Source organism: Sphingopyxis sp. (assembly GCF_040216815.1).
Classification (GTDB): Bacteria; Pseudomonadota; Alphaproteobacteria; order Sphingomonadales; family Sphingomonadaceae; genus Sphingopyxis.
Map to the genome: position 1 here is coordinate 73316 of NZ_JAVJOJ010000012.1, position 20967 is coordinate 94282.

Annotated in this window: 20 protein-coding genes; 11 read left to right on the forward strand and 9 right to left on the reverse strand. The window is 67.9% G+C overall.

Annotated elements, in window-relative coordinates; all coding sequences use genetic code 11:
* Positions 1-21: 21 nt before the first annotated feature.
* Entirely contained in the window at positions 22-1140 is a 1119-nt protein-coding gene (locus tag RIA72_RS17020) for a helix-turn-helix transcriptional regulator (RefSeq protein ID WP_350033259.1), read from the forward strand.
* Positions 1141-1226: 86 nt separating this feature from the next.
* Here RIA72_RS17020 and RIA72_RS17025 read toward each other — a convergent pair whose 3' ends face one another.
* On the reverse strand, positions 1227-1868 hold the full coding sequence (locus tag RIA72_RS17025; protein WP_350033260.1) for a TetR/AcrR family transcriptional regulator: 642 nt from the start codon (positions 1866-1868) through the stop codon (positions 1227-1229).
* Between the two features lie 231 nt (positions 1869-2099).
* Here RIA72_RS17025 and RIA72_RS17030 point away from each other — a divergent pair, with 231 nt between their 5' ends.
* The gene (locus RIA72_RS17030) at positions 2100-4472 is read left to right on the forward strand and encodes a TonB-dependent receptor (RefSeq protein WP_350033261.1); all 2373 of its coding nucleotides are present in this window, start codon (positions 2100-2102) and stop codon (positions 4470-4472) included.
* A gap of 170 nt (positions 4473-4642) precedes the next feature.
* Here the strand turns inward: RIA72_RS17030 and RIA72_RS17035 are convergent, their stop codons facing one another.
* Genes RIA72_RS17035 through hemC form a run of 5 tightly spaced genes read right to left on the reverse strand, consistent with a single transcriptional unit; the run spans position 4643 to position 9567 of the window.
* Positions 4643-5764, reverse strand: a complete 1122-nt coding sequence (locus RIA72_RS17035; protein ID WP_350033262.1) for a CaiB/BaiF CoA transferase family protein — start codon at positions 5762-5764, stop codon at positions 4643-4645.
* Positions 5757-6959, reverse strand: a complete 1203-nt coding sequence (locus RIA72_RS17040) for an acyl-CoA dehydrogenase (RefSeq protein WP_350033263.1) — start codon at positions 6957-6959, stop codon at positions 5757-5759. Before RIA72_RS17040 ends, RIA72_RS17035 begins: the two co-directional genes overlap by 8 nt.
* 46 nt (positions 6960-7005) lie before the next feature.
* Entirely contained in the window at positions 7006-7914 is a 909-nt protein-coding gene (locus tag RIA72_RS17045) for a mitofilin family membrane protein (protein ID WP_350033264.1), read from the reverse strand.
* Between the two features lie 19 nt (positions 7915-7933).
* On the reverse strand, positions 7934-8623 hold the full coding sequence (locus RIA72_RS17050) for a uroporphyrinogen-III synthase (protein WP_350033265.1): 690 nt from the start codon (positions 8621-8623) through the stop codon (positions 7934-7936).
* Positions 8620-9567 (reverse strand): hydroxymethylbilane synthase, encoded by a 948-nt coding sequence (gene hemC / locus RIA72_RS17055; RefSeq protein WP_350033266.1) that lies wholly within the window; start codon positions 9565-9567, stop codon positions 8620-8622. The genes RIA72_RS17050 and hemC overlap by 4 nt, the downstream gene beginning before the upstream one ends.
* Before the next feature lie 62 nt (positions 9568-9629).
* Here hemC and tsaD point away from each other — a divergent pair, with 62 nt between their 5' ends.
* The 3 genes from tsaD (at position 9630) to RIA72_RS17070 (ending at position 13259) form a co-directional block, all read left to right on the forward strand.
* Positions 9630-10664 (forward strand): tRNA (adenosine(37)-N6)-threonylcarbamoyltransferase complex transferase subunit TsaD, encoded by a 1035-nt coding sequence (gene tsaD / locus RIA72_RS17060; RefSeq protein ID WP_350033267.1) that lies wholly within the window; start codon positions 9630-9632, stop codon positions 10662-10664.
* The gene (locus tag RIA72_RS17065) at positions 10661-11653 is read left to right on the forward strand and encodes an NAD(P)H-dependent glycerol-3-phosphate dehydrogenase (RefSeq protein ID WP_350033268.1); all 993 of its coding nucleotides are present in this window, start codon (positions 10661-10663) and stop codon (positions 11651-11653) included. Before tsaD ends, RIA72_RS17065 begins: the two co-directional genes overlap by 4 nt.
* A gap of 76 nt (positions 11654-11729) precedes the next feature.
* The gene (locus tag RIA72_RS17070; RefSeq protein ID WP_350033269.1) at positions 11730-13259 is read left to right on the forward strand and encodes a lipopolysaccharide biosynthesis protein; all 1530 of its coding nucleotides are present in this window, start codon (positions 11730-11732) and stop codon (positions 13257-13259) included.
* Positions 13260-13262: 3 nt separating this feature from the next.
* On the opposite strand, the gene RIA72_RS17075 is transcribed toward RIA72_RS17070, so the two are convergent.
* Positions 13263-13520, reverse strand: coding sequence for a hypothetical protein (locus RIA72_RS17075; RefSeq protein ID WP_350033270.1), 258 nt, complete (start codon positions 13518-13520; stop codon positions 13263-13265).
* 65 nt (positions 13521-13585) lie between these two features.
* A complete protein-coding gene (locus RIA72_RS17080; RefSeq protein WP_350033271.1) occupies positions 13586-14584 on the reverse strand; it encodes an adenosine kinase in 999 nt (332 codons plus the stop codon).
* A gap of 110 nt (positions 14585-14694) precedes the next feature.
* Here RIA72_RS17080 and RIA72_RS17085 point away from each other — a divergent pair, with 110 nt between their 5' ends.
* Both RIA72_RS17085 and RIA72_RS17090 read left to right on the forward strand, forming a co-directional pair.
* Complete coding sequence (locus RIA72_RS17085) at positions 14695-15378, forward strand: EI24 domain-containing protein (protein ID WP_350033272.1); 684 nt, start codon at positions 14695-14697, stop codon at positions 15376-15378.
* The gene (locus tag RIA72_RS17090) at positions 15375-15749 is read left to right on the forward strand and encodes a hypothetical protein (RefSeq protein WP_350033273.1); all 375 of its coding nucleotides are present in this window, start codon (positions 15375-15377) and stop codon (positions 15747-15749) included. The genes RIA72_RS17085 and RIA72_RS17090 overlap by 4 nt, the downstream gene beginning before the upstream one ends.
* On the opposite strand, the gene queG is transcribed toward RIA72_RS17090, so the two are convergent.
* Positions 15738-16802, reverse strand: coding sequence for a tRNA epoxyqueuosine(34) reductase QueG (queG, locus tag RIA72_RS17095; protein ID WP_350033274.1), 1065 nt, complete (start codon positions 16800-16802; stop codon positions 15738-15740). The two genes, RIA72_RS17090 and queG, sit on opposite strands and share 12 nt — an antisense overlap.
* A gap of 67 nt (positions 16803-16869) precedes the next feature.
* Between queG and RIA72_RS17100 the strand changes: the two genes are divergently transcribed.
* The 4 genes from RIA72_RS17100 to msrB all read left to right on the forward strand — a co-directional run bounded on the left by RIA72_RS17100 (position 16870) and on the right by msrB (position 20964).
* The gene (locus tag RIA72_RS17100) at positions 16870-17826 is read left to right on the forward strand and encodes an ABC transporter ATP-binding protein (RefSeq protein WP_350033275.1); all 957 of its coding nucleotides are present in this window, start codon (positions 16870-16872) and stop codon (positions 17824-17826) included.
* Entirely contained in the window at positions 17823-19076 is a 1254-nt protein-coding gene (locus tag RIA72_RS17105; RefSeq protein WP_350033276.1) for an ABC transporter permease, read from the forward strand. The genes RIA72_RS17100 and RIA72_RS17105 overlap by 4 nt, the downstream gene beginning before the upstream one ends.
* A 91-nt stretch (positions 19077-19167) precedes the next feature.
* Positions 19168-20424 carry a cytochrome P450 gene (locus RIA72_RS17110; protein ID WP_350033277.1) on the forward strand — a complete coding sequence of 419 codons (1257 nt, stop codon included), beginning with the start codon at positions 19168-19170 and terminating at the stop codon, positions 20422-20424.
* 54 nt (positions 20425-20478) lie between these two features.
* Complete coding sequence (gene msrB, locus RIA72_RS17115; RefSeq protein ID WP_350033278.1) at positions 20479-20964, forward strand: peptide-methionine (R)-S-oxide reductase MsrB; 486 nt, start codon at positions 20479-20481, stop codon at positions 20962-20964.
* Positions 20965-20967: the final 3 nt, after the last annotated feature.

The following is a 20967-nucleotide window of genomic DNA, read 5'->3' on the forward strand; positions in this document are numbered from 1 at the left end:
GCAGGACTTTCAGGGGGTCGCTTGGGGGAAGTTCGAACCGATGGGGCAGCGGCAGCCCTTCTGAACCGCGTCTTTCTTTCAGCGCCGTTCGAAACGGATGGCTGGGACAGGGCGCTTCGCGAACTGGCCAGCCATACGGGCTCGGCGCGCGCGCAGTTGATCGCGACCGGCAGCGGCCCCAACGACGTCCTGTTCAACCATATGACCGATGAGCCGTCGCCGCGCTGGGCCGACGAATTGATCGAATTGGGCGGCTGCGAAGATCATATCAATTGGCGCACGCGCTGCCTTGGTCAGCCGCTCGTCGTGACCGGAGAAGATGCCTATGCCGAGGCACGGCGCGCGATCCGGTCCGATCTCTACGATGATTTTGTCGCCCATTATGACATGCCCCACGGATGCCACGCCGTCCTCGCGAACGAGGGCACTCTCTTTTTTGCCTTGGCCACGCTCCGGACCAGCAAGGACGGCACCTCCAGCCACGAGCAGCGCGCGGTCTTCGCGGCGAGCCTTCCCTTTGCGAACGCCGCGATCGGCATGCAACGGGCGCTGGCGCATCAGGGCGCATCGCTCCTCGCATCGACCTTCGAGGCGATGGACGCCAACGTTTTCGTTTGCGACCGGCGCGGCCATGTCCGGGCGATGACGGCAGCAGCGGAGAAAGCGGCCGCCGCCCAGTCGATCCTCCGGTTCGATCGCGGCATGCTCTCGGTGAACCGGTCAGGCGCCGACCGCCAGTTCCAGGCCGCGCTCGGCAGCATATTGTCGGGCGATCGCCTCATGGCGCGGCTATGGCTGGACGGCGCCGACGGGCCGCTTTCGGGCCAGTTGTGCGAAATTTATGCGCTTCCCGTACGCGAATGGGATTTCGGATTTGCGCCGCGTGCGATCGTAACCTTGCGCGGGCCTGCGGAACCCGACGAACGGGATCGCGGGCTTCTGGTTCAAATGATGGGCCTGTCGGCGGCGGAAGCCGACATCGCGCTGTTGGCCGCGAAGGGCCTCTCGCGCGCCGAGATTGCGAGCTGTCGCGGCGCTTCGACGGAAACGGTAAATTCGCAGCTGAAGAGCCTTTATCAAAAGGCCGATGTTCGGCGCGAAGGACAGCTGGTGGCCCTCATCAACATGCTGCTTCGATAGCGGCTTATCGATCGGCAGACGCCGGCCGTCCCCATCACAAAACCAGCGGCCGCGGGGACGCGGCTTCCTGCGCCAAGGCCCCACGATCAATCGCGCTTTTTCAGCCCGTTCGCCACAAAGTCATTCGCGGTCCGCGCAATCTCCGAAATCTCGCTGTCGGTGTCCCACAGGCCATAGCGCATCCCCAGAAACACGTTCATCCCGGCGATCGCCCACGCATGGATCTCGCCGACGTCGGCGCGGATTTCGCCGCGCGCGGCGCCGCCTTCGAGCCGCTGGCGCACGCGCGCCACCGTCGTTTCATAATGGCGGCGATAGCTGTCGTAATCGACGAACTCGGCCTCGTCGATGATGCGGTAAATCTCCTTATGCTCGCGCACGAAGCCGAGATAGGATTCGAGCCCGATGCGCTCGGCGCCGATCGCGTCGGGCGCCGCCTGAACCAGCGGGGTCACATGGTCGCGCAGCTGTTCGCTCATATAGCGGACGAGCGCCTGGAAGATCTCCTCTTTCGAATCGAAATAGGTGTAGAAACTGCCGAGCGCGGTTCCGGCGCGGCGCGTGATCGCGCTGATCGACGCCTCGTGAAAACCGCGCTCGCCGAACTCGATCGCCGCCGCGTCGAGCAGCTTGCGCAGCGTGCGGCGCCCGCGCTCGGTGCGCGGCGTCTTGTCGGGATTGCCCCCCGCCTCGGCATCGTCCGGTATCGCTGACTGCGGCTGATCCATCGGCCCTGCTTCCCTCTCGCCCGGCGGTGCCAGGGCGCTCCCATCTTGTTCCGCCCCTGCCCCTCATCGTGGCTTTTGCGCATCACAGGCAAGCAAAAAAGGGCGGCCGCACATTCCAAGTTGAAACTTGGTTCACCTTTCATTATTGAGTGCGGCGCGGCTTGGCAAGGGTCCGGCCCAAGAAACGTATAAGGGTGGCGAGGCGTCGCCCGCTCACATGGGAGACACATCATGCGTCCTTTCGCTCGTCACGTCCGCCGCGCCGGGCTCGTCACCAGTGCGATCGCCACGCTGGCTTTCGCCCCCGCCGCCTTTGCGCAGGACAGCGGCGCCAGCAGCGATGATGGCGACGACGCGATCATCGTCACCGCGCGCCGCCGCGACGAACGACTGCTCGACGTGCCGGTTTCGGTGAGCGCCATTTCGGGTGACGCGCTCGAAGCACGCGGGGCGCTCGACATCACCGACGTGTCGAACATCACCCCCAACACGACGCTCGAAACCTCGCGCGGTACCAATTCGACGCTCAGCGCCTTCATTCGCGGCGTCGGCCAGCAGGATCCCGTTCCGGGTTTCGAGGCCGGGGTCGGCATCTATCTCGACGATGTCTATCTCAACCGGCCGCAGGCGGCGGTGCTCGACATTTACGATGTCGAACGGATCGAGGTGCTGCGCGGGCCGCAGGGCACGCTCTATGGCCGCAACACGATCGGCGGCGCGGTCAAATATGTCACCAAGATGCTGCCACAGGAGTTCAGCCTGAAGGCGCGTGCCACCTATGGCACCTATGACCAGGCCGAAGGGGTGCTGACGGTCAGCGCGCCGCTGTCCGACATGCTGCGCGTCGGCGGATCGGTTGCGCGCCTGTCGCGCGGAGGTTTTGGCGACAATCTGACCCTTCCGGGTGTGGAAAATTACAACAAGGATGTCTGGGCCGGCCGCGGCACGCTCGAATTCGGCGGTTATGACGCCCCGGTGCTGATCCGCATCTCCGGCGATTATACGCGCGACAAATCGGACCCGCGCAACGGCCATCGGCTGATCCCCGGCCTTGCGACCGGCGCGCCGGTACTCGACGATGTCTATGACACGCGCGCCGGGCTCAACAATCCGAAGCAGGACGTCGAGGCGTGGGGCGTCGCGATGAACGTCAGCGCCGAACTGACCGACCATCTGACGTTGCGGTCGATCAGCGCGTGGCGCAAGGACACCAGCTATACGCCGATCGATTTCGACTCGCTCCCGGCGGCCGACGTCGACGTTCCCGCCGTCTATCGCAACGAGCAACTCAGCCAGGAATTCCAGCTTCTTTATGAAAGCGACCGGCTGAACGGCCTTGTCGGCTTCTATTATCTCGACGCGCGCGCCTACACGAAATTCGACGTGGTGCTGGCGACCACGGGCGCGCTTCTCAACCTTCCCGGCTTTGGACAGCAGACGGTGGGGGACGTACGCACCGACACCTGGTCGGTGTTCGGCGATTTCACGTTCGACGTCACCGACCGACTCCATCTGTCGGCCGGGGGCCGCTATACCGTCGACAACCGCAAAAGCTTTGTCTTCAAGCAGAATCGCCTGAACGGAGCCGATCCCGAATTCGGCGGAACCGGCATTGCGCTGGGCGGTCCGATCACCAACTTCAACGGCAAGGCGCGGTTCAAGAAGTTCACGCCGCGCGCCTCCATATCCTATGACGTCCACGACGATCTGATGATCTATGCCTCCTATTCAAAGGGGTTCAAGGGCGGCGGCTTCGACCCGCGCGGCAGCGCCAATGCGCCGGCGATCGACGTGAACAGCGACGGCATCTTCAGCTATGACGAGATTTATGATTTCTTTCTCTTCGAACCCGAAGAAGTCGACAGCTATGAAGTCGGGATCAAGGGCTCCGCGCTCGGCGGCGATCTCAATTTCGCGCTGACCGGCTTTTACGCCGACTATACCAATGTCCAGATTCCCGGATCGGTGGGCATCGACGCCAATGGCGACGGCGTATTCGAAGGATTTTCGGGGGTCACCACCAACGCCGCGTCGGCCACCTTCAAGGGGATCGAGCTCGAAACCTCGGCCCGCTTCGCCCGCGACTTTGCCGGTGCGGGATCGCGCATGACGTTCAACGGCACGCTCGGCTATATCGACGCGCAATATGACGAGTTCATCGGCAATCTCGGCACCGACGTGTCGGACATCACCGACATCCAGAACACGCCAAGCTGGACCGCGTCGGGCACGCTGGGCGCGCTGATCCCGGTCGGCGATACCGGGGCGGTCAATTTCTCGACCACCCTTTCCTATCGCAGCAAGACGCAGCAGTTCGAATATCCCAGCCCCTATCTCGACCAGAAGGGATATGCGCTGTGGGATGCAAGCCTGGTCTACAGCTTTGGCGACGATCGCTATTCGATCGGCATTCACGGCAAGAATATTCTCGACAAACGGTACAAGACCTCGGGGTATCAATTCCTCGTCACCAACCCGGCAACCGGGCTGCCCGTCATCGACGCGAACGGTCGGCCGACCCCGTCGCTCGGCCGCGACGGCATCGCGACGGTCTTTTACGGCAATCCGCGCCAGGTTTTCGTCACCGGCACGGTCAAATTCTGAACCGCCGCACATCGTCGAAAAAAGGGGGAGAGGGGCGTCGATACGGCGCCCCTTTTCTTGCCCGGCGAATGCCGGGGCCCAGGGCGGATAACACCGAGTTCGCGTGCTCGCTCTGGACCCCGGCTTTCGCCGGCGCACACCTCTTCATTGGCAGGTAATGGGTCCTGACCCTAACCACCCAGCGGCGGCGCGCCGGTTCGCGCCACCATCCGTTCGCCGTCGATCACGATCGGGCTTGCGACGCCGTCGATCGACGCCCCGTCCGGGCGAAAGCGCATTCCGCGCGCCTGCACCTGCGGATCGGCGAACACCTGCGCCAGATCGTTGATCGGCCCGGCGGGCACCCCCTCCGCCTCCAGCGCGAGCGACAGCGGCTGTGCGTCCCACGCGGCGATCTTGGCGGCAAGCAGCGGGATCAGCTCGGCCCGGTTTTCGAGCCGCGCGGCGTTGTTCGCGAAACGCGGGTCGTCGGCCCATTCGGGCACGCCCAATATGGCGCAGAGCCTGCGATATTGCGCGTCATTGCCGACCGCTATCACCAGCTGGCCATCGGCCGTCGCAAAAACCTGATACGGCACGACATTGGCATGGGCGCTGCCCATTCGTTTGGGCGCGGCGCCCGTCGCGAGATAATTGGCCGCCTGGTTGGCGAGCACCGCGACCTGGCAGTCGAGCAGCGCCATGTCGATATGCGCGCCCGCCCCCGTGACGTCACGCCGCCTTAGCGCCGCGAGCACCGCGACCGCCGAATACATGCCGGTGAAAATATCGGCATAGGCAATGCCGGCCTTTTGCGGCGGCCCGTCGGGCTCGCCGGTCAGCGACATGAAGCCGCTCATCGCCTGGACGATATAATCATAGCCCGCGCGGTGCGCATAGGGGCCGGTCTGGCCGAAACCCGTGACCGAACAGACGATCAATCGCGGGAAATCGGCGCACAGCCGCGCGGGATCGAGCCCATATTTGACCAGCCCGCCGACCTTGTAATTTTCGATGACGACATCGGCGCCCGCCAGCAAGGCGCGCACTTCGGCCTGCCCCGCCGCGCTGGCAATGTCGATCGCGACGCTGCGCTTGCCGCGGTTGGTGCTGTGGTAATAGGCCGCCCCCAGATTGTCGCCGTCGGCGCCGGTGACAAAGGGCGGACCCCAGTGGCGCGTATCGTCGCCGACACCCGGCCGCTCGATCTTGATCACCTCGGCGCCGAGGTCGGCGAGCAATTGCCCGCACCACGGCCCCGCCAGCACCCGCGCCAGCTCGACGACGCGGATCCCCTCCAGCGGTTCAGGCAAAGGCCGAAATGCCGGTGATCGCGCGGCCGAGGATCAGCGCATGAACGTCGTGCGTGCCTTCATAGGTGTTCACCGTTTCCAGGTTCACGGCATGGCGGATCACATGATAGTCGGCCGAAATGCCGTTGCCGCCGTGCATGTCGCGCGCCTGGCGGGCGATGTCGAGCGCCTTGCCGCAATTGTTGCGCTTCAGGAAACTGATCATGTCGGGCGCGAGATGCCCTTCGTCGATCAGCCGGCCGACGCGCAGCGCCGCCTGCGTGCCCAGCGCAATTTCGGTGAGCATGTTGGCGAGTTTCAATTGCACGATCTGATTCGCGGCGAGCGGGCGCCCGAACTGCTTGCGCTCGAGCGTGTAGCCCCGCGCCGCTTCATAGCAGAATTCGGCCGCGCCCATCGCACCCCAGCCGATGCCGTAGCGCGCGCGGTTGAGGCACCCGAACGGGCCTTTCAGCCCCGACACATGCGGAAGCAGCGCGTCCTCGCCGACCTCGACCCCGTCCATCACAATCTCGCCCGTGATCGACGCGCGCAGGCTCACCTTGCCTTCGATCTTCGGCGCCGACAGGCCTTTCATCCCCTTTTCGAGCACGAACCCGCGGATCGCCCCGTCGTGCGCATCGGACTTCGCCCACACGACAAAGACGTCGGCGATCGGCGAATTGGTGATCCACATCTTTGCGCCCTTGAGGCGGTAGCCGCCCGCGATCTTTTCGGCGCGCGTGCGCATTCCCGCGGGATCGCTGCCCGCGTCGGGTTCGGTGAGGCCAAAACAGCCGACAAGCTCGCCCGAGGTGAGCCCGGGCAGGAACTTTCGCTTCTGCTCCTCGCTGCCATAGGCGTTGATCGGATGGATCACGAGGCTCGACTGCACCGAACAGGCCGACCGATAGCCCGAATCGATCCGTTCGACCTCGCGCGCGATCAGCCCATAGCTCACATAATTGAGCCCCGCGCCGCCATATTCGGGGTCGATCGTCGCGCCGAGCAGGCCGAGCGCGCCCATTTCGGACATGATCTCGCGGTCGAACCGCTCGTCGAGAAATGCCGATGTCACGCGCGGCAGCAGCTCGCCCGTCGCATAGGCGCGCGCGGCATCGCGGATCATGCGCTCCTCTTCACTCAGCTGGGCGTCGAGCCGGAGCGGATCGGACGGGTCGAGCGCTTCGACGCGCTGCGGATCGGCAAGGGCCATGAAACGGGCTTTCCTAAAGGGCGGGCAACCCTGCCGGGAATGCGCGCTATGGGGTCGGGTCGGCCGCCTTGGCCGCGATCGCGGCAGCCGGGCTGTCGCGCGGTTCCAATATCGCCGCCGTCTCGATGAGGTCAAGCGCGCGCCGTGCTTCGTGATAGCGGCGCGCGTCGATCAGCCATTCGCTCGCGACCTCAACGCCGGGCATCGCCTCGACCTCGGCGATCGCCTTGTCGGCCTGTCCGGCCGTCAAATAGCGCCGCGCGCGGTCGAGCCGTTCGGACGCGCGCGGCGACTGCGTGCCCGCCGCGCGGACGACGAACAATTCGCCAAGTTCGCGGCGCAGCCCGGTCCACAGGCTGCCGTCCGCATCGCGGCTGCGGCCGACGAGCTGCGGTGCGAGCGCGTCGAGCTGGGCGCGCAATTGTTCGAGCGTCACCGGATCGCGCGAGGTGTCAACGATCGTCTTGACCGCATTGGGCTGATCGTCGCCGAACCGCAGCCGCAGCTGCGCGTCGAGATAGCCCAGCGACAGCCCGCGATCGAGCGCGCGGCGCACCGCAAAAGCGACGAGCAGCCCCTCGGCGCGCGAGGCATTGCCCGACGCCGATTCGGCCTGGAGCGTGATGCGCGACAGGCGTTGTTCCAGCTCAGCGACGCGCGCCGCCAGCGCATTGGCGCCGTCGACCGGCGTGACCACCAGCGGCGCCCCCGCTTCGCCCGCCTTCGCCGCATCGGGTGCGGCCAGCAGCGCATCGGCGCCCGGCGCCGACGCCGGTTCGCCTTGCGCCGCGGGCGCGCTCGGTTCGGCGAGCCAGCGGCTGAACGCCCATCCCCCGCCGACGACGCCGATCAGCAGCAACAGCACCGCACCGATGGCGAGGGTTCGAAACGATGGCCCCCGCGCGGGGGCTGCCTCGCCCACCGGCGAGGGCGTATCGAGATTGTCGATTGCCATATGTCTCTTTCGAACGACCCTATTTGCCCCCCTTGTGCCACAAAGCACGCGCCTGTGCCAACATCGCAGCGTCGTCGGGCTGAGCCGCCGCCGCCACCTCGCGCCACCCCTCGCCCGCCGCCGCCGCGACCGCCGGACTGATCGCGACCAGCGACAGATGCGCGCGGCCTGTTCCCGCCAGCGCCGCGATCCGCGCGGCCGCACGCGCCGAGTGGGCGAGCAAGATCGCTGGCGCGCCGAGCAGCTTTTCCCACGCCGGCGGCGGATCGACCGGATCGACGGCGTAGCAGGGCAGCGCGGTGACGCGCGCGTCGCCGGCGTCGAGCGCGCTCCGCTCGCGGCCGCAAAGCCATAGGATTCGGCGGATTTTTTGTGACGTCATTTCGCCAAGAAGCCACTTGGCATCGGTGGCGCCCGTCATCGCCACGGTCAATCCCGCCGCGGCACACGCCGCCGCCGTCGCCGCCCCGACGGCATAAGCGGGAAGCGCGGCGAGCCTTGCGAGCCCCGGTCCGGCAAGCCGCGCGGCGGACGCGCTGGTCAAAAGCAGCGCGTCGAAATCGCCGGCATCGGGCGCCGTCCATTCGAGCGGCCGCGCCGCGAAGAGCGGCATCGCATGGACATCGAAGCCCAGGGCCCGTGCGCGCGCGACCGTCGCCGTATTGCCCGGTTCGGGGCGCGTGACGATCAACGGCGGCGCGCCTGTCATGGGGTGAACAGCCGCCGCACGCTTGGCGGTGCCTCGGCGAGCAGGCGGCGCCCCAGCGCCTCGACGACGCCCGCATCGGTGACGATGACATGCCCCGCGACATGATCGGCGCCGTCTTCGGAGAATATCTCGGCGTCGAGGCGCAGCGTGCCGTCCGCCTGCCACCGCGCATAGGCGGCAACCGGCGAGCGGCAATCGCCGCCCAGCGCCGCGAGCAAGGCGCGCTCGGCGGCGACGGCCAGATGCGTCGGTGCGTGGTCGACCGCGGCGACCAGCGCGATGGTTCGCGCGTCGTCGGCGCGGCATTCGATCCCGATCGCGCCCTGCGACGCCGCGGGAAGCATCGTCTCGGCCGCCTGCACCGCGCCGACGTCGTGCATCCCCAGCCGGTCGAGCCCCGCCGCCGCAAGCAGCGTCGCGTCGGCCTCTCCCGCGGCGAGTTTCGCCAGCCGCGTCGCGACATTGCCGCGCAGCAGCACCGCGTCGAGGTCGGGGCGCAGCCGCCGGACCTGCGCGGCGCGGCGCGGGCTGCTCGTCCCCAGCCGCGCGCCATGCGGCAGATCGGCGATCATTTGCGCCGCAATCCCCTCGCGCACCACCAGCCGGTCGCGCGGGTCGGCGCGTTCGAGCATCGCGGCGAGGAAAAAGCGCGCATCGCGCAGCGTTTCGACGTCTTTCAGCGAATGAACCGCAACGTCGATGACGCCCGCGTCGAGCGCCGCGTCGAGTTCGCGTGTCCACAGCGCCTTGCCGCCGACCTCGGCGAGCGCGCGGTCCTGGATCCGGTCGCCCGTTGCGGTCATCGGCACGATTTCCAGCGCCGCGGCCTCGATCGCATGGGCCGCCATCAGCGCCGCCATCGCCATATGCGCCTGCGCCATGGCGAGCGGCGAGGCGCGTGTGCCGATACGGAGCGGTTTATCCGGGGTCGGAAGATGGGTCATCCGGCCGCTGCTAGCGCGGCTTGCCCTTCCGATAAAGGGGCGGGTAAAGGACGCGCAACAATATGACCCTGATCCTCGGCCTGGAATCGAGCTGCGACGAAACCGCAGCGGCGCTTGTCGACAGCGACCGGCGCATCCTTGCGCACCGCGTCGCGGGGCAGGAGGCCGAACACCGCCCCTATGGCGGCGTCGTTCCCGAGATCGCTGCGCGCGCGCATGTCGACCGGCTCGCGCCGATCGTCGAGGGCGTGCTCGCCGATGCGGGCGTCACGCTCGCCGACGTCGATGCGGTCGCGGCGACCGCGGGGCCGGGCCTGATCGGCGGCGTCATGGTCGGGCTCGTCACGGGCAAGGCGCTCGCACATGCCGCAGGCAAGCCGCTGATCGCGGTCAACCATCTCGAAGGCCACGCGCTCAGCCCGCGCCTCGCCGATCCGGCGCTCGAATTTCCCTATCTGCTGCTGCTCGTTTCGGGGGGGCATTGCCAGTTGCTGCGCGTGAACGGCGTCGGCGACTATCGCCGCCTTGCGACGACAATCGACGATGCGGCGGGCGAGGCGTTCGACAAGACGGCAAAGCTGCTCGGCCTCGGCTACCCCGGCGGCCCCGCGGTCGAACGCATGGCAACGACCGGCGACGCGCGCGCGGTGCCGCTGCCGCGCCCGCTGGTCGGCAGCGCCGAGCCGCATTTCTCCTTCGCCGGGCTCAAAAGCGCCGTCGCGCGCGCGGCGGCGAGCGGCGACCATGATGTTGCCGACCTCGCCGCGTCGTTCCAGCAGGCGGTTGTCGACTGTCTCGTCGACCGCAGCCGCATCGCGCTTGCCGCGTGCGGCGACGTCACCGCCTTCGTCGTCGCGGGCGGCGTTGCGGCGAACGGCGCGATCCGTACCGCGCTGACCGATCTCGCCGCGCGCTTCGACAAGGCTTTCGTCGCGCCGCCGCTGTGGCTTTGCACCGACAATGGCGCAATGATCGCCTGGGCGGGCGCCGAACGCTTTGCCGCGGGGCTCACCGACCCGCTCGACACCGCAGCGCGCCCGCGCTGGCCGCTCGATCCCGCCGCCGAAGCGGTGCGCGGTGCCGGAGTAAAAGCATGACGTCATACAGGAATTTCGGCGTCGTCGGCGGCGGCGCGTGGGGCACGGCGCTCGCGCAGCTGCTCGCTGCCGACGGCGCGCCCGTCCGCCTTTGGGCGCGCGAGGCCGACGTCGTCGCCGCGATCAACGCCGAACATCGCAATCCTGTCTTTCTCCCCGGCGCGGCGCTGTCGCCATCGCTCGAAGCGACCGGCGACCTCGGCGATCTCGCCGACCTCGACGCGCTGCTCATCGTCGTTCCGGTGCCCTTCCTGCGCGCCGTGCTCGCCGATCTGCCCGCGGGCAACGCCCCGCTCATTTTTTGCAGCAAGGGGATGGAGGCGGGCAGCTTTGCCTTCCCGATCGACATGGCGCGCGAGCTGGCGCCGGGTCGCCCGCACGCGGTGCTGTCGGGACCGACCTTTGCGAACGAAGTCGCCGCGGGCCTGCCCACCGCGATCACCCTTGCGGCGGCCGATGCGGCGCTCGCCACCGGCCTTGCTGAGGCCATCGCGCGCCCGCATTTCCGCCCCTATGTCTCGGCCGACGTGATCGGCGCCGAAATCGGCGGCGCGGTCAAGAATATCCTCGCGATCGCGTGCGGCATCGTCGAGGGTGCGGGGCTCGGCCTCAACGCCCGCGCAGCGCTGATCAGCCGCGGCTTTGCCGAAATGACGCGTTTCGGCCTCACGCGCGGAGCGCAGGCCGAAACGCTCGCCGGGCTCGCCGGGCTCGGCGATCTTGTCCTCACCTGCACCTCGGCCAATTCGCGCAACTTCGCGCTGGGTCAGGGGCTTGGCCGCGGCGCGGCGATCGACGCGCTGATGGCCGACCGGCGGACCGTTGCCGAAGGCGCGTTCAGCGCGCCGGTGGTCGCGGCCGCGGCGCGCGCCGACGGGGTCGACATGCCGATCACCGATACGGTCGCGCGGCTCGTCGCGGGCGAGGTGCGCGTCGCCGACGCCATTCAGGCCCTGCTCAGCCGCCCGCTGCGACCCGAAGGTCGATGAGATATTTCCACCGATTGCCTGCCCCTCCCCGTCGCGCTAGGATGACCTTCGGGGAGCAGCAGAAGGGGCGCAAGGCTTGAGCCAGACCGACAGCGCAGCCGCGCCCTTGTCGTCCGACGCCCCCTCCCGCGATGCGGACACGGCGGCGCTTGCCAAGGGCGGACGCACCAATTTTTTCGGCTTCATCCTGCGCCTCGTCGCCCGGCTGCCCTTTCTGTATGTCGCGGGCCGCTGGTACGGGCCGGAGGCGGTGGGGCGCTTCGCCTTCGCCGTGCTCGTCATCGAACTCGTCGCGCAGCTCGCGACGCTCGGCCTGAAACGCGGCCTCGCCGAACAGCTGAGCGCGCCGGGCGCCGACCAGCGCATCGTCGTCTGGGACGGCATGTTCGTCGCCTTCCTCGCCTCGGCGGCGGGGTCGGCGCTCCTGCTGCTGTTGCCACAGCTCATGTATCCGGCGGGCGACATCAACGAAATCGACCGCTGGATGGCGTGCCTCGTCTTTGTGATCGCGGGCACCGACATCGCGCTCGCAGCATGCGCCTATAAATTCGATATCGGCGCGACGGTGCGCGCGCGCGCGATCGTCGAACCGTGGGTGATCAGCGCCGCCGCGGCGGGATTCTGGTTCGTCTCGGCCGAAAACGGGCTGATGCTGTCCTACGCCGCCGCGATGCTCGGCGCCTTCCTGACCGCGCTCATCCCGATGATCCGTCATTTCGGCGGTCCCGGCGTGTGGCGTCCACACCCCGCGCAGCTCATCACCCTCGCGCGGCGCAACGCCCCGCTCGCCGCCGCCGATGCGATCGAATGGGGGACGCGCCGGCTCGACCTCTTCATCCTCGGCCAGTTCACCTCGCCGACGATCTACGGCATCTATTATATGGCGCAGCAGGTTGCCTCGCTGCCGCAAAAGCTGAAGACGAGTTTCGAGCCCATTCTGGGCCCCGTCATCACGCGCAATCTGGCCGAAAAGCGGCTTGCCGCCGTGGCGGCGCAGGTCAGCCAGGTCGGTTTCTGGATCATCGCCGCGCAGGCAGGCGTCGCGCTCGCGCTCGGCATTCCGGGCGAAGCCGTGATGGGGCTCGTCGGTCCCGAGTTTGTGAGCGGCACCGCCGCGCTCGCCTTCCTGCTCGCCGCCGAAGTCGTCGCGGCCACCGCGGTCGTCAGCGAGGCGGCGCTCGTCTATGTCGCACGCCACCGCAATCTGCTCATCAGCCTGGCGACGCTCGCGATTCAGGCGGCGCTCAGCGTCGCGCTGATCCTCGTCGCGCAGTCGATGGGCCTGCCCCCCATCTATTACGCCGCGGCGGTTGCGCTCGCGCTGATGCTCGCGCTCGGCTTTGCCTCACTCGTCAAGGCGCGGCTGCTCGCCCGCCTGCTCGGCGCGCCGGTAAACAGCCTGCGCTGGGCGCTTGTCTGGGCGACCGCCGGCGCCGCTGTGCTCGGCTGGGGGGCGACGCAGCTCCCCGAATGGGCCGAGCTGCTGATCGGCGTTCCCTTCATCCTCGCCATTTACGGCTGGCTCATCTGGACGCGCGGTTTCGGGCCCGCCGACCGCGAGCTGTTCAGGAAACAACCCGATGCGGTCGCCGCACCCGCGGGCTGATCGTCAATCGACCGCGCGCTGCGCGGCGTCGCCGACATCCTGCGCCGCAGCGCCGACCTTTTCGGCCGCCTCGGTGATTGCACCGCTTTCGGCCTTCTCGCTCGACAGGAACTGAAAGGCGAAAAAGGCCGCGACCAGGATCGCGACGAGCAGGATCAGCCCGATTCCGATCCCGCCGCCGCGGCGCGGCGCGCGGTCGATAACCGTGGTCGTGTGCGTCGTCCCGTCGGGGTCGCGCGTGGTGTGGATTTCGTCGGCCATAAAAGAAACTCCTACGCCTGTGATGCGGCATAGGACGCTTCAGCGCGCCGAGAGGTTCCGCGGGATCACCCCAGCCGTTCGGCGATCTTCGCCTTGAGGTCGGTCTGCGCGCGCGGTCCCACCTGCGCGATGATTTCGCGCGCGCACACCGCGCCCATTGTCAGGCAGTCGGCAAGCGCGCGCTTTTCGGCCAGGCCGGCCAGGAAACCGGCCGCGAACAGGTCGCCCGCGCCGGTCGTGTCGACGACGGTGTCGATCGGCTCGGCCCCGACTTCGAACCGCTCGCCACCCTCGATCGCGAGCGCCCCCTGCGCACCGCGCGTGACGACCAGCAGCGGCACCTGCGGCGCGATTTTGGCGACGGCGGCCTCGAAATCGTCGGTTTCGGCGAGCGCGCGGATTTCGACTTCGTTCGCGAACAAGATGTCGAACAGCCCTTCGCCGATCAGCGCGCGGAAATCTTCGCCGTGACGGTCGATGATGAAGGCGTCCGACAGCGTGAAGGCGACCTTGCGCCCCGCCGCGCGCGACACGTCGATCGCGCGCCGCATCGCCGCGCGCGACAGCGGCGGATCCCACAAATAGCCTTCGAGATAGAGGATTTCGGCGTCGGCGATCCACGCCTCGTCGATCATCGCCTGATCGAGCAGGTGGCTGGCGCCCAGAAATGTGTTCATCGTGCGCTGCCCGTCGGGGGTGACGAGGATCAGGCAGCGCGCGGTCGGCGCGCCTTCTTTCAGCGCGGGGGTTTCATAGGCGACGCCCAGCGCGCGCAGGTCGTGGGTGAACACCGCGCCGAGCTGGTCGTCGGCGACCTGCCCGATAAAGGCGCAGCGTTCGCCGAGCGCCGCCATGCCCGCGAGCGTGTTCGCCGCGCTGCCGCCCGACATTTCGACCGCAGGCCCCATCGCGGCATAGAGCCGTTCGGCCTCGACACCGTCGATCAGCCGCATCGATCCCTTCACCAGCCCCTCGGCCTCGATCAGCGCGTCGTCGGCGCGGGCGATGACGTCGACGATCGCGTTGCCGATCGCAACGACATCGAAACGGGCGGTGGCGGCCATGAAAATTCCAGTCCTGAATGGGAAAAGCTGCGCGCGCCTTTAGGCACCGACGCGCAGCAAGGCAAGCGTGCGCGCTTGACGCACGGGGCGGCGCCCATCATCCAGCGGCGATGACCCGCGCGCTCCACGCCTTCCTGCTCGCGCTCCGCGACCTTGGCAGCCCGCGCGTGCTCGCCATCCTCGCGCAGAGCGTCGCGCTCACACTGCTGCTCCTCGCCTTGGCGGGCGCCGCGATCTTTTTCGCCGCGCGCTGGGCGATCGACCATTGGGGATGGCTCGATGCCGCGATGCGCGACATGGCGGGCATCCTCGTCATCCTGGGCGTGATCGCGGGAAGCTGGCTGCTCTTTCGTGCGGTCGCGATCGCCGTCATCGGGCTGTTCGCCGACGGGCTCGTCGCCGATATCGAGCGGCGCCACTATCCCGCCGCCGCGGCGCGCGCGGTCGATGTCGGCTGGGGGCAGAGTGTCCGGCTCGCGCTCGCTTCGCTCGGGCGGCTGATCGGCGGCAATCTGCTCGCGCTCCCGCTCTATGTCCTGCTGCTCGTCACCGGCATCGGCACGCCGATCCTCGCGCTGCTCGTCAACGCGCTCCTGCTCGGCCGCGATCTCGAAGCGATGGTGCTCGCCCGCCACCCCGGTCGCGCGCGTTTCACCCGGAGCGCGCGCTGGCCGCTCGGCCTGCTGTCCGCCGCAAGCTTTGTGGTACCCATCGCCAATCTGTTGGCGCCGCTGCTCGGCACCGCTATGGCCGTCCACATGCTGCACCTCGGCAACGGGAATCCCGAACGATGATCGACAACCGCCGCCTGGCCGCGATGGCGGGCCTTGCATTGACCCTCGGCGCGTGCGCGGGCCCGGCGATCCCGCGTCCCGCGGCCACCCCGCCTTCGGCGCCGCCGCCGACGGTGGTGCGGCCGGTGCAGAATAATGCCCTGATCGGCAACAGCGTCGATGCCGTCGGCCGGATGTTCGGCAAGCCCCGGCTCGACGTCACCGAGGGCGCGGGGCGCAAGCTGCAATTCGCGGGCGCGCGCTGCACCCTCGACATTTATTTCTATGCCCCGCGCGCCGGCGCCAGTCCGGTCGCCACGCACGTCGACGCGCGCGCGCCCGACGGCCGCAACGCCGATGTCGACAGCTGCGCCGAGGCGCTACGCCGCTAGTTCGGCCAGCGCCCAAAGCGCGGCATCGGCGACCATCGGCGAATCGTCCCTCGCCAGCCGTTCGAGCGCCGGAACAAGCCGCACATCGCCGCTGTTCCCCGCCGCAATCGCGGCGTTGCGCACCATGCGGGCGCGCCCGATCCGCTTGATCGGCGATCCGGCAAACACCTGCCGGAAACCGGCATCGTCCAGCGCGAGCAGATCGCCCAGCGATGGCGCCGCCAGCTCGGCGCGCGGCAAAAAGGCGCGGTGGCGGTGCGCACTCTCTGCAAATTTGTTCCACGGACAGACGGCAAGGCAATCGTCGCAGCCATAGATGCGGTTGCCGATCGCGCGGCGGAACTCGGTCGGGATCGGCCCGTCATGCTCGATCGTGAGGTAGGAAATGCAGCGCCGCGCGTCGACCCGGTACGGCGCCGGAAAGGCGTCGGTCGGGCACGCCTGCTGGCACGCCAAACAGCTGCCGCACCGGTCGCGGCCGGGCGTGGACGGCGCAAGCTCGAGCGTCGTGTAGATGGCGCCCAGAAACAGCCAGCTGCCATGCGCGCGGCTGACAAGATTGCTGTGCTTGCCCTGCCAACCCAGCCCCGCCGCCGCCGCCAGCGGCTTTTCCATCACCGGCGCGGTATCGACGAACACCTTGACCTCGGCGCCCTCGACCTCGCCGACCAGCCAGCGCGCGGTCGCCTTCAGCGCCTTTTTGACGGTGTCATGATAGTCGCCGCCCTGCGCATAGACCGAGATGCGGCCGCGGTCGCCATGCCCCGCAAGCGCCAGCGGATCGCGCGCGGGGGCATAGCTCATGCCGAGCGCGATCACCGATCGCACCGCAGGCCACAGCCCTTTCGGCGATCCGCGCTGCTCGGCGCGGCTCTCCATCCAGATCATGCCGCCGTGACGTCCCTCGGCAAGCCACCGGTTCAGCCGCTCGGCCGTCTGCGGCGCCGCATCGGCGCGCGCGATCCCGAACGCGGCAAAACCCTGCGCGCGCGCGACCGCCTCCAGACGCGTCTCCAACCGGTCCTCGGGGGAAGGCAAGGCTTCGGCAACCATTGGCGCTCTATACGCGAGCCACCGCGCCGTGCCATAGTCCGCGCAAGCGACGATCGGGGACCAGCATTTGAACGACTTCAGCGTCGAGGCGAGCGGCCTCACCAAATATTTCGGCGATTTCAAGGCGGTCGATCATGTCAGCCTCGCGGTGCCGACGGGCAGCATCTATGGCGTGCTCGGCCCCAATGGCGCGGGCAAGACGACCAGCCTCAGGATGACGCTCGGCATCATCGACCCCGACGAAGGGACGAGCCGCCTGCTCGGCGGGCTGAAGCCGCAGAGCGTGCGCGGCCGCATCGGTTATCTGCCCGAAGAGCGCGGACTTTATCCGGGGATGAAGGCGCGCGAGGCGATCGCCTTCATGGGCGCGCTGCGCGGGCTCGACTGGTCCGAAGGGCGCCGCCGCGCCGCGACCTTCATGTCCGAGCTGGGGCTGGAGCGCGTGATCGACGAAAAGATCCGCAAGATGTCAAAGGGCATGGCGCAGATGATCCAGCTCATCGGATCGATCGTCCACGCGCCCGACCTCATTGTCCTCGACGAACCCTTTTCGGGGCTCGACCCGGTCAACCAGGAACGGCTCGAAATGCTCGTGCGCCGCGAACAGGCGCGCGGCGCGACGATCCTCTTTTCGACGCATGTGATGGCGCATGCCGAACGGCTCTGCGACCGCATCGCGATCATCGCGCGCTCCGCGCGGCGGTTCGAGGGGACGGTCGACGAGGCGCGCGCGCTGCTCCCGATGCAGGTGCGCTACACGCCGCGCGAGCAGGGGGATCGCGCCGCGGTCGCCGCCAATCTGCCCGCAGGCGCCGAACGCCGGGACGATGCCTGGCATTTTGCGATCGAGGACAGCGATGTCGAGCCCCTGCTCGCGCGCATCACCGCGAGCGGCCATGGCGTCAGCGGGCTGTCGATCAGCCGCCCGGCGCTGCACGATGCCTTTGTCCATATCGTGCGCCAGGTCGACGCCGATTTTGCCGCCGACGCCACCGAAGACGCGATCGAGGAGGCGAGCGCATGACCCCCTTTCTTCGCAACATCCTGGTGGTTGCGCGGCGCGACTTTCTGGCGATCGTCGCCACGCCGAGCTTCCTCCTTTTCCTGCTCGCGCCCTTGTTCATGGTCGCGATGGGGCTCGCCGGCGGCATGGGCGCGTCGCAGCTTGCCGACAGCGCGCGCGGGGCGGGGCGCATCGTCGTGATCGCCGATGCCGCCGACGTCGAAGCGCTGCGTGCCGCCGACCGGCGGCTGCGCGACACATTCCGCGGCAGCGAAGCCCCGCCCCAGCTCGAAGTGCGCCTCGTCGGCGCCGCGCCCGCCGATCCGCGGATCGTCGCGCGGGAAAAAGGCGCCGACACCTACGCGGTGATGAGCGGGCCGCTGGCGGCGCCGCGCATCGTCGAGCGCAACGCCGACGGCAGTTCGGGCCGCTACCTCGCGCTGCTGGCAGGCGAGGTCTTGCGCGATCGCGCCGCCGGGCGCGTCGCCCCCGCCGCACCGCGCTTCGAGAGCCTGCAAAATGGCGGGGCCAGCATCGCGGCGCAGCAATCGATCGGCTTCGGCGCGGTGTTCGTCATCTTTCTGCTCACCCTTTTGCTCGCGGGCCAGACGGTAAGCTCGCTCGCCGAGGAAAAGGGCAACAAGGTGATCGAGATTCTCGCGGCCGCCGTGCCGCTCGAAAGCGTTTTTCTCGGCAAACTACTCGGCTTCCTCGGCGTCGCGGTGCTGTTCATCGCCTTCTGGCTGGCGATGGCCTTTGGCGGCGGGCTGATCGCCGCGACGCAGATCGACGCCGCCAGCCTCGCGGCGGCGGGCAAGGCGGGCAAGGCCGCGGGCGCGCTCGCATCGATGCCCGCGACGGGCTGGCCCTTCTTTCTGGGCGTCGGTTTCGCCTATTTCATCACCTCGTTCCTGCTTCTCGGCGCCGTCTTCCTCGGCATCGGTGCACAGGCGGGCACGGTGCGCGAGATTCAGATGCTCAGCCTGCCGATCACCATTTTCCAGGTCGGCATGTTCAGCCTGTCGGCGGCCGCGGCGAGCGCGCCGGGCAGCGGGCTTGCCCGTTTTGCGCAAATCTTCCCTTTTTCGTCACCGCTTGCGATGGCGGCGCGCGCCGCAACCGACGGCGACAAGGCGGTCCACCTGCTGGCGCTCGGCTGGCAGGCGCTGTGGGTCGCGCTGGTGATCTGGCTCGCGGTGCGGCTGTTCCGCGCGGGGGTGCTCAGCGGCGGTGGCAACTGGAAATTCTGGGCGCGCAGCAAAGGGCGCTGACCCTGGCGCCGGGCCGTTGACAAAGCTGTAAATAGTGGCATTCTGCAACTGAATTGGCCGCGCCGAGACGGCCGCATGAGAGGAGCTGCCCGTGGCCACCCAGATTCGTCCCGCCCCTGAAACCCTGAATCCGCTCGACCTCAGCCGCGCCGAACTGTGGAGCGAGGATCGCTGGCAGGAACCGATGCGCCAGCTGCGCGCCGAATCGCCCATCTATCATTGCCCCGAATCGAAGTTCGGCGCCTATTGGTCGGTGACGACCTACAAGCCGATCCAGCATATCGAAGCGCTGCCCAAGATTTTCTCTTCCAGCTGGGAATATGGCGGCATCACCGTCGCGGGCGATGGGGTCGAACATCTGAAAGAGGGCGAAATTCCCATGCCGATGTTCATCGCCATGGACCCGCCGCAGCACACCGCGCAGCGCCGCACCGTCGCCCCCGCCTTCGGTCCGTCGGAGATCGAGCGGATGCGCGCCGATACGCAGGCGCGCACGGCGGCGCTGATCGACGCGCTGCCCGTCGGCGAGGCGTTCGACTGGGTCGAAAAAGTGTCGATCGAGCTGACCACCGACATGCTCGCCATTCTTTTCGATTTCCCCTGGGCCGACCGGCACAAGCTCACCGCCTGGTCCGACGTGCTCGGCGACATCGAAAGCTTCAACAGCTTCGAAGAACGTCAGGCGCGGCTCGCCACCGCCTTTGAAATGGGCGCGGCGTTCAAGGAGCTGTGGGATCACAAGGCCAAGAACCCCGGCAAGCACGACCTTATCTCGATCATGCTCCAGTCCGACGCGATGAGCCACATGAGCCACGAGGAGTTCATGGGCAACCTCATCCTGCTGATCGTCGGCGGCAACGATACGACGCGCAATTCGATGTCGGCCTATGCCTATGGGCTTCATTGCTTTCCCGAGGAACGCGCGAAACTGGAGGCGAACCACGACCCCGAACTCGCGGTCAATGCGATGCACGAGATCATCCGGTGGCAGACCCCGCTCGCGCACATGCGGCGCACGGCGATGGAGGATACCGAGCTGTTCGGACACCAGATCAAGGCGCGCGACAAGATCGCGCTCTGGTACGCCTCGGCCAACCGCGACGAAAGCATCTTCCCCGACGGCGACCGCATCATCGTCGATCGCGAAAATGCGCGCCGCCACCTCGCTTTCGGCTATGGCATCCACCGCTGCGTCGGCGCGCGCGTCGCGGAGCTTCAGCTGACCACCCTGATTTCGGAAATGCAGAAACGCCGCCTGCGCGTGAATGTGCTCGCCGAACCCGAGCGCGTCCACGCGAGCTTCGTCCACGGCTATCGCCGCATGTCGGTCGAACTCGAACATTATTGACCGCGGCTGAAACCCGGCCCCGGTTTCCGCCGTATAGGAAGCAGGAGGCTCGATATGATCGCACGGCGTCATCTTCTCGGCGGGCTGGCACTCGGCGGCGGCATCATCGCCGCGCCGCTGCTCTTCGCCAAATCGGCGCGACCCCAGGCGCAGCCCGGCTGGCGCCTGTCCGAAGCCGAATGGAAAAAGCGCCTGTCGCCGCTCGAATATCGCGTGCTGCGCGAAGCGGCGACCGAGCGCGCCTTCACCAGCCCGCTCGACAAGGAAAAGCGTGCCGGCATTTTCGTCTGCGCGGGCTGCGCGCTGCCGCTCTATTCGAGCAGGACCAAATATGACAGCGGCACCGGCTGGCCGAGTTTCTGGGCACCGCTCAGGGGCGCGATCGGCACCGATACCGACTATGACCTCGGCTATCCGCGCACCGAGGTGCATTGCCGTCGCTGCGGCGGCCATCTCGGCCATGTCTTCAACGACGGCCCGAAACCGACGGGCAAGCGTTATTGCATGAACGGCGCCGCGCTGCGTTTCCGCCCCGCGTGACGC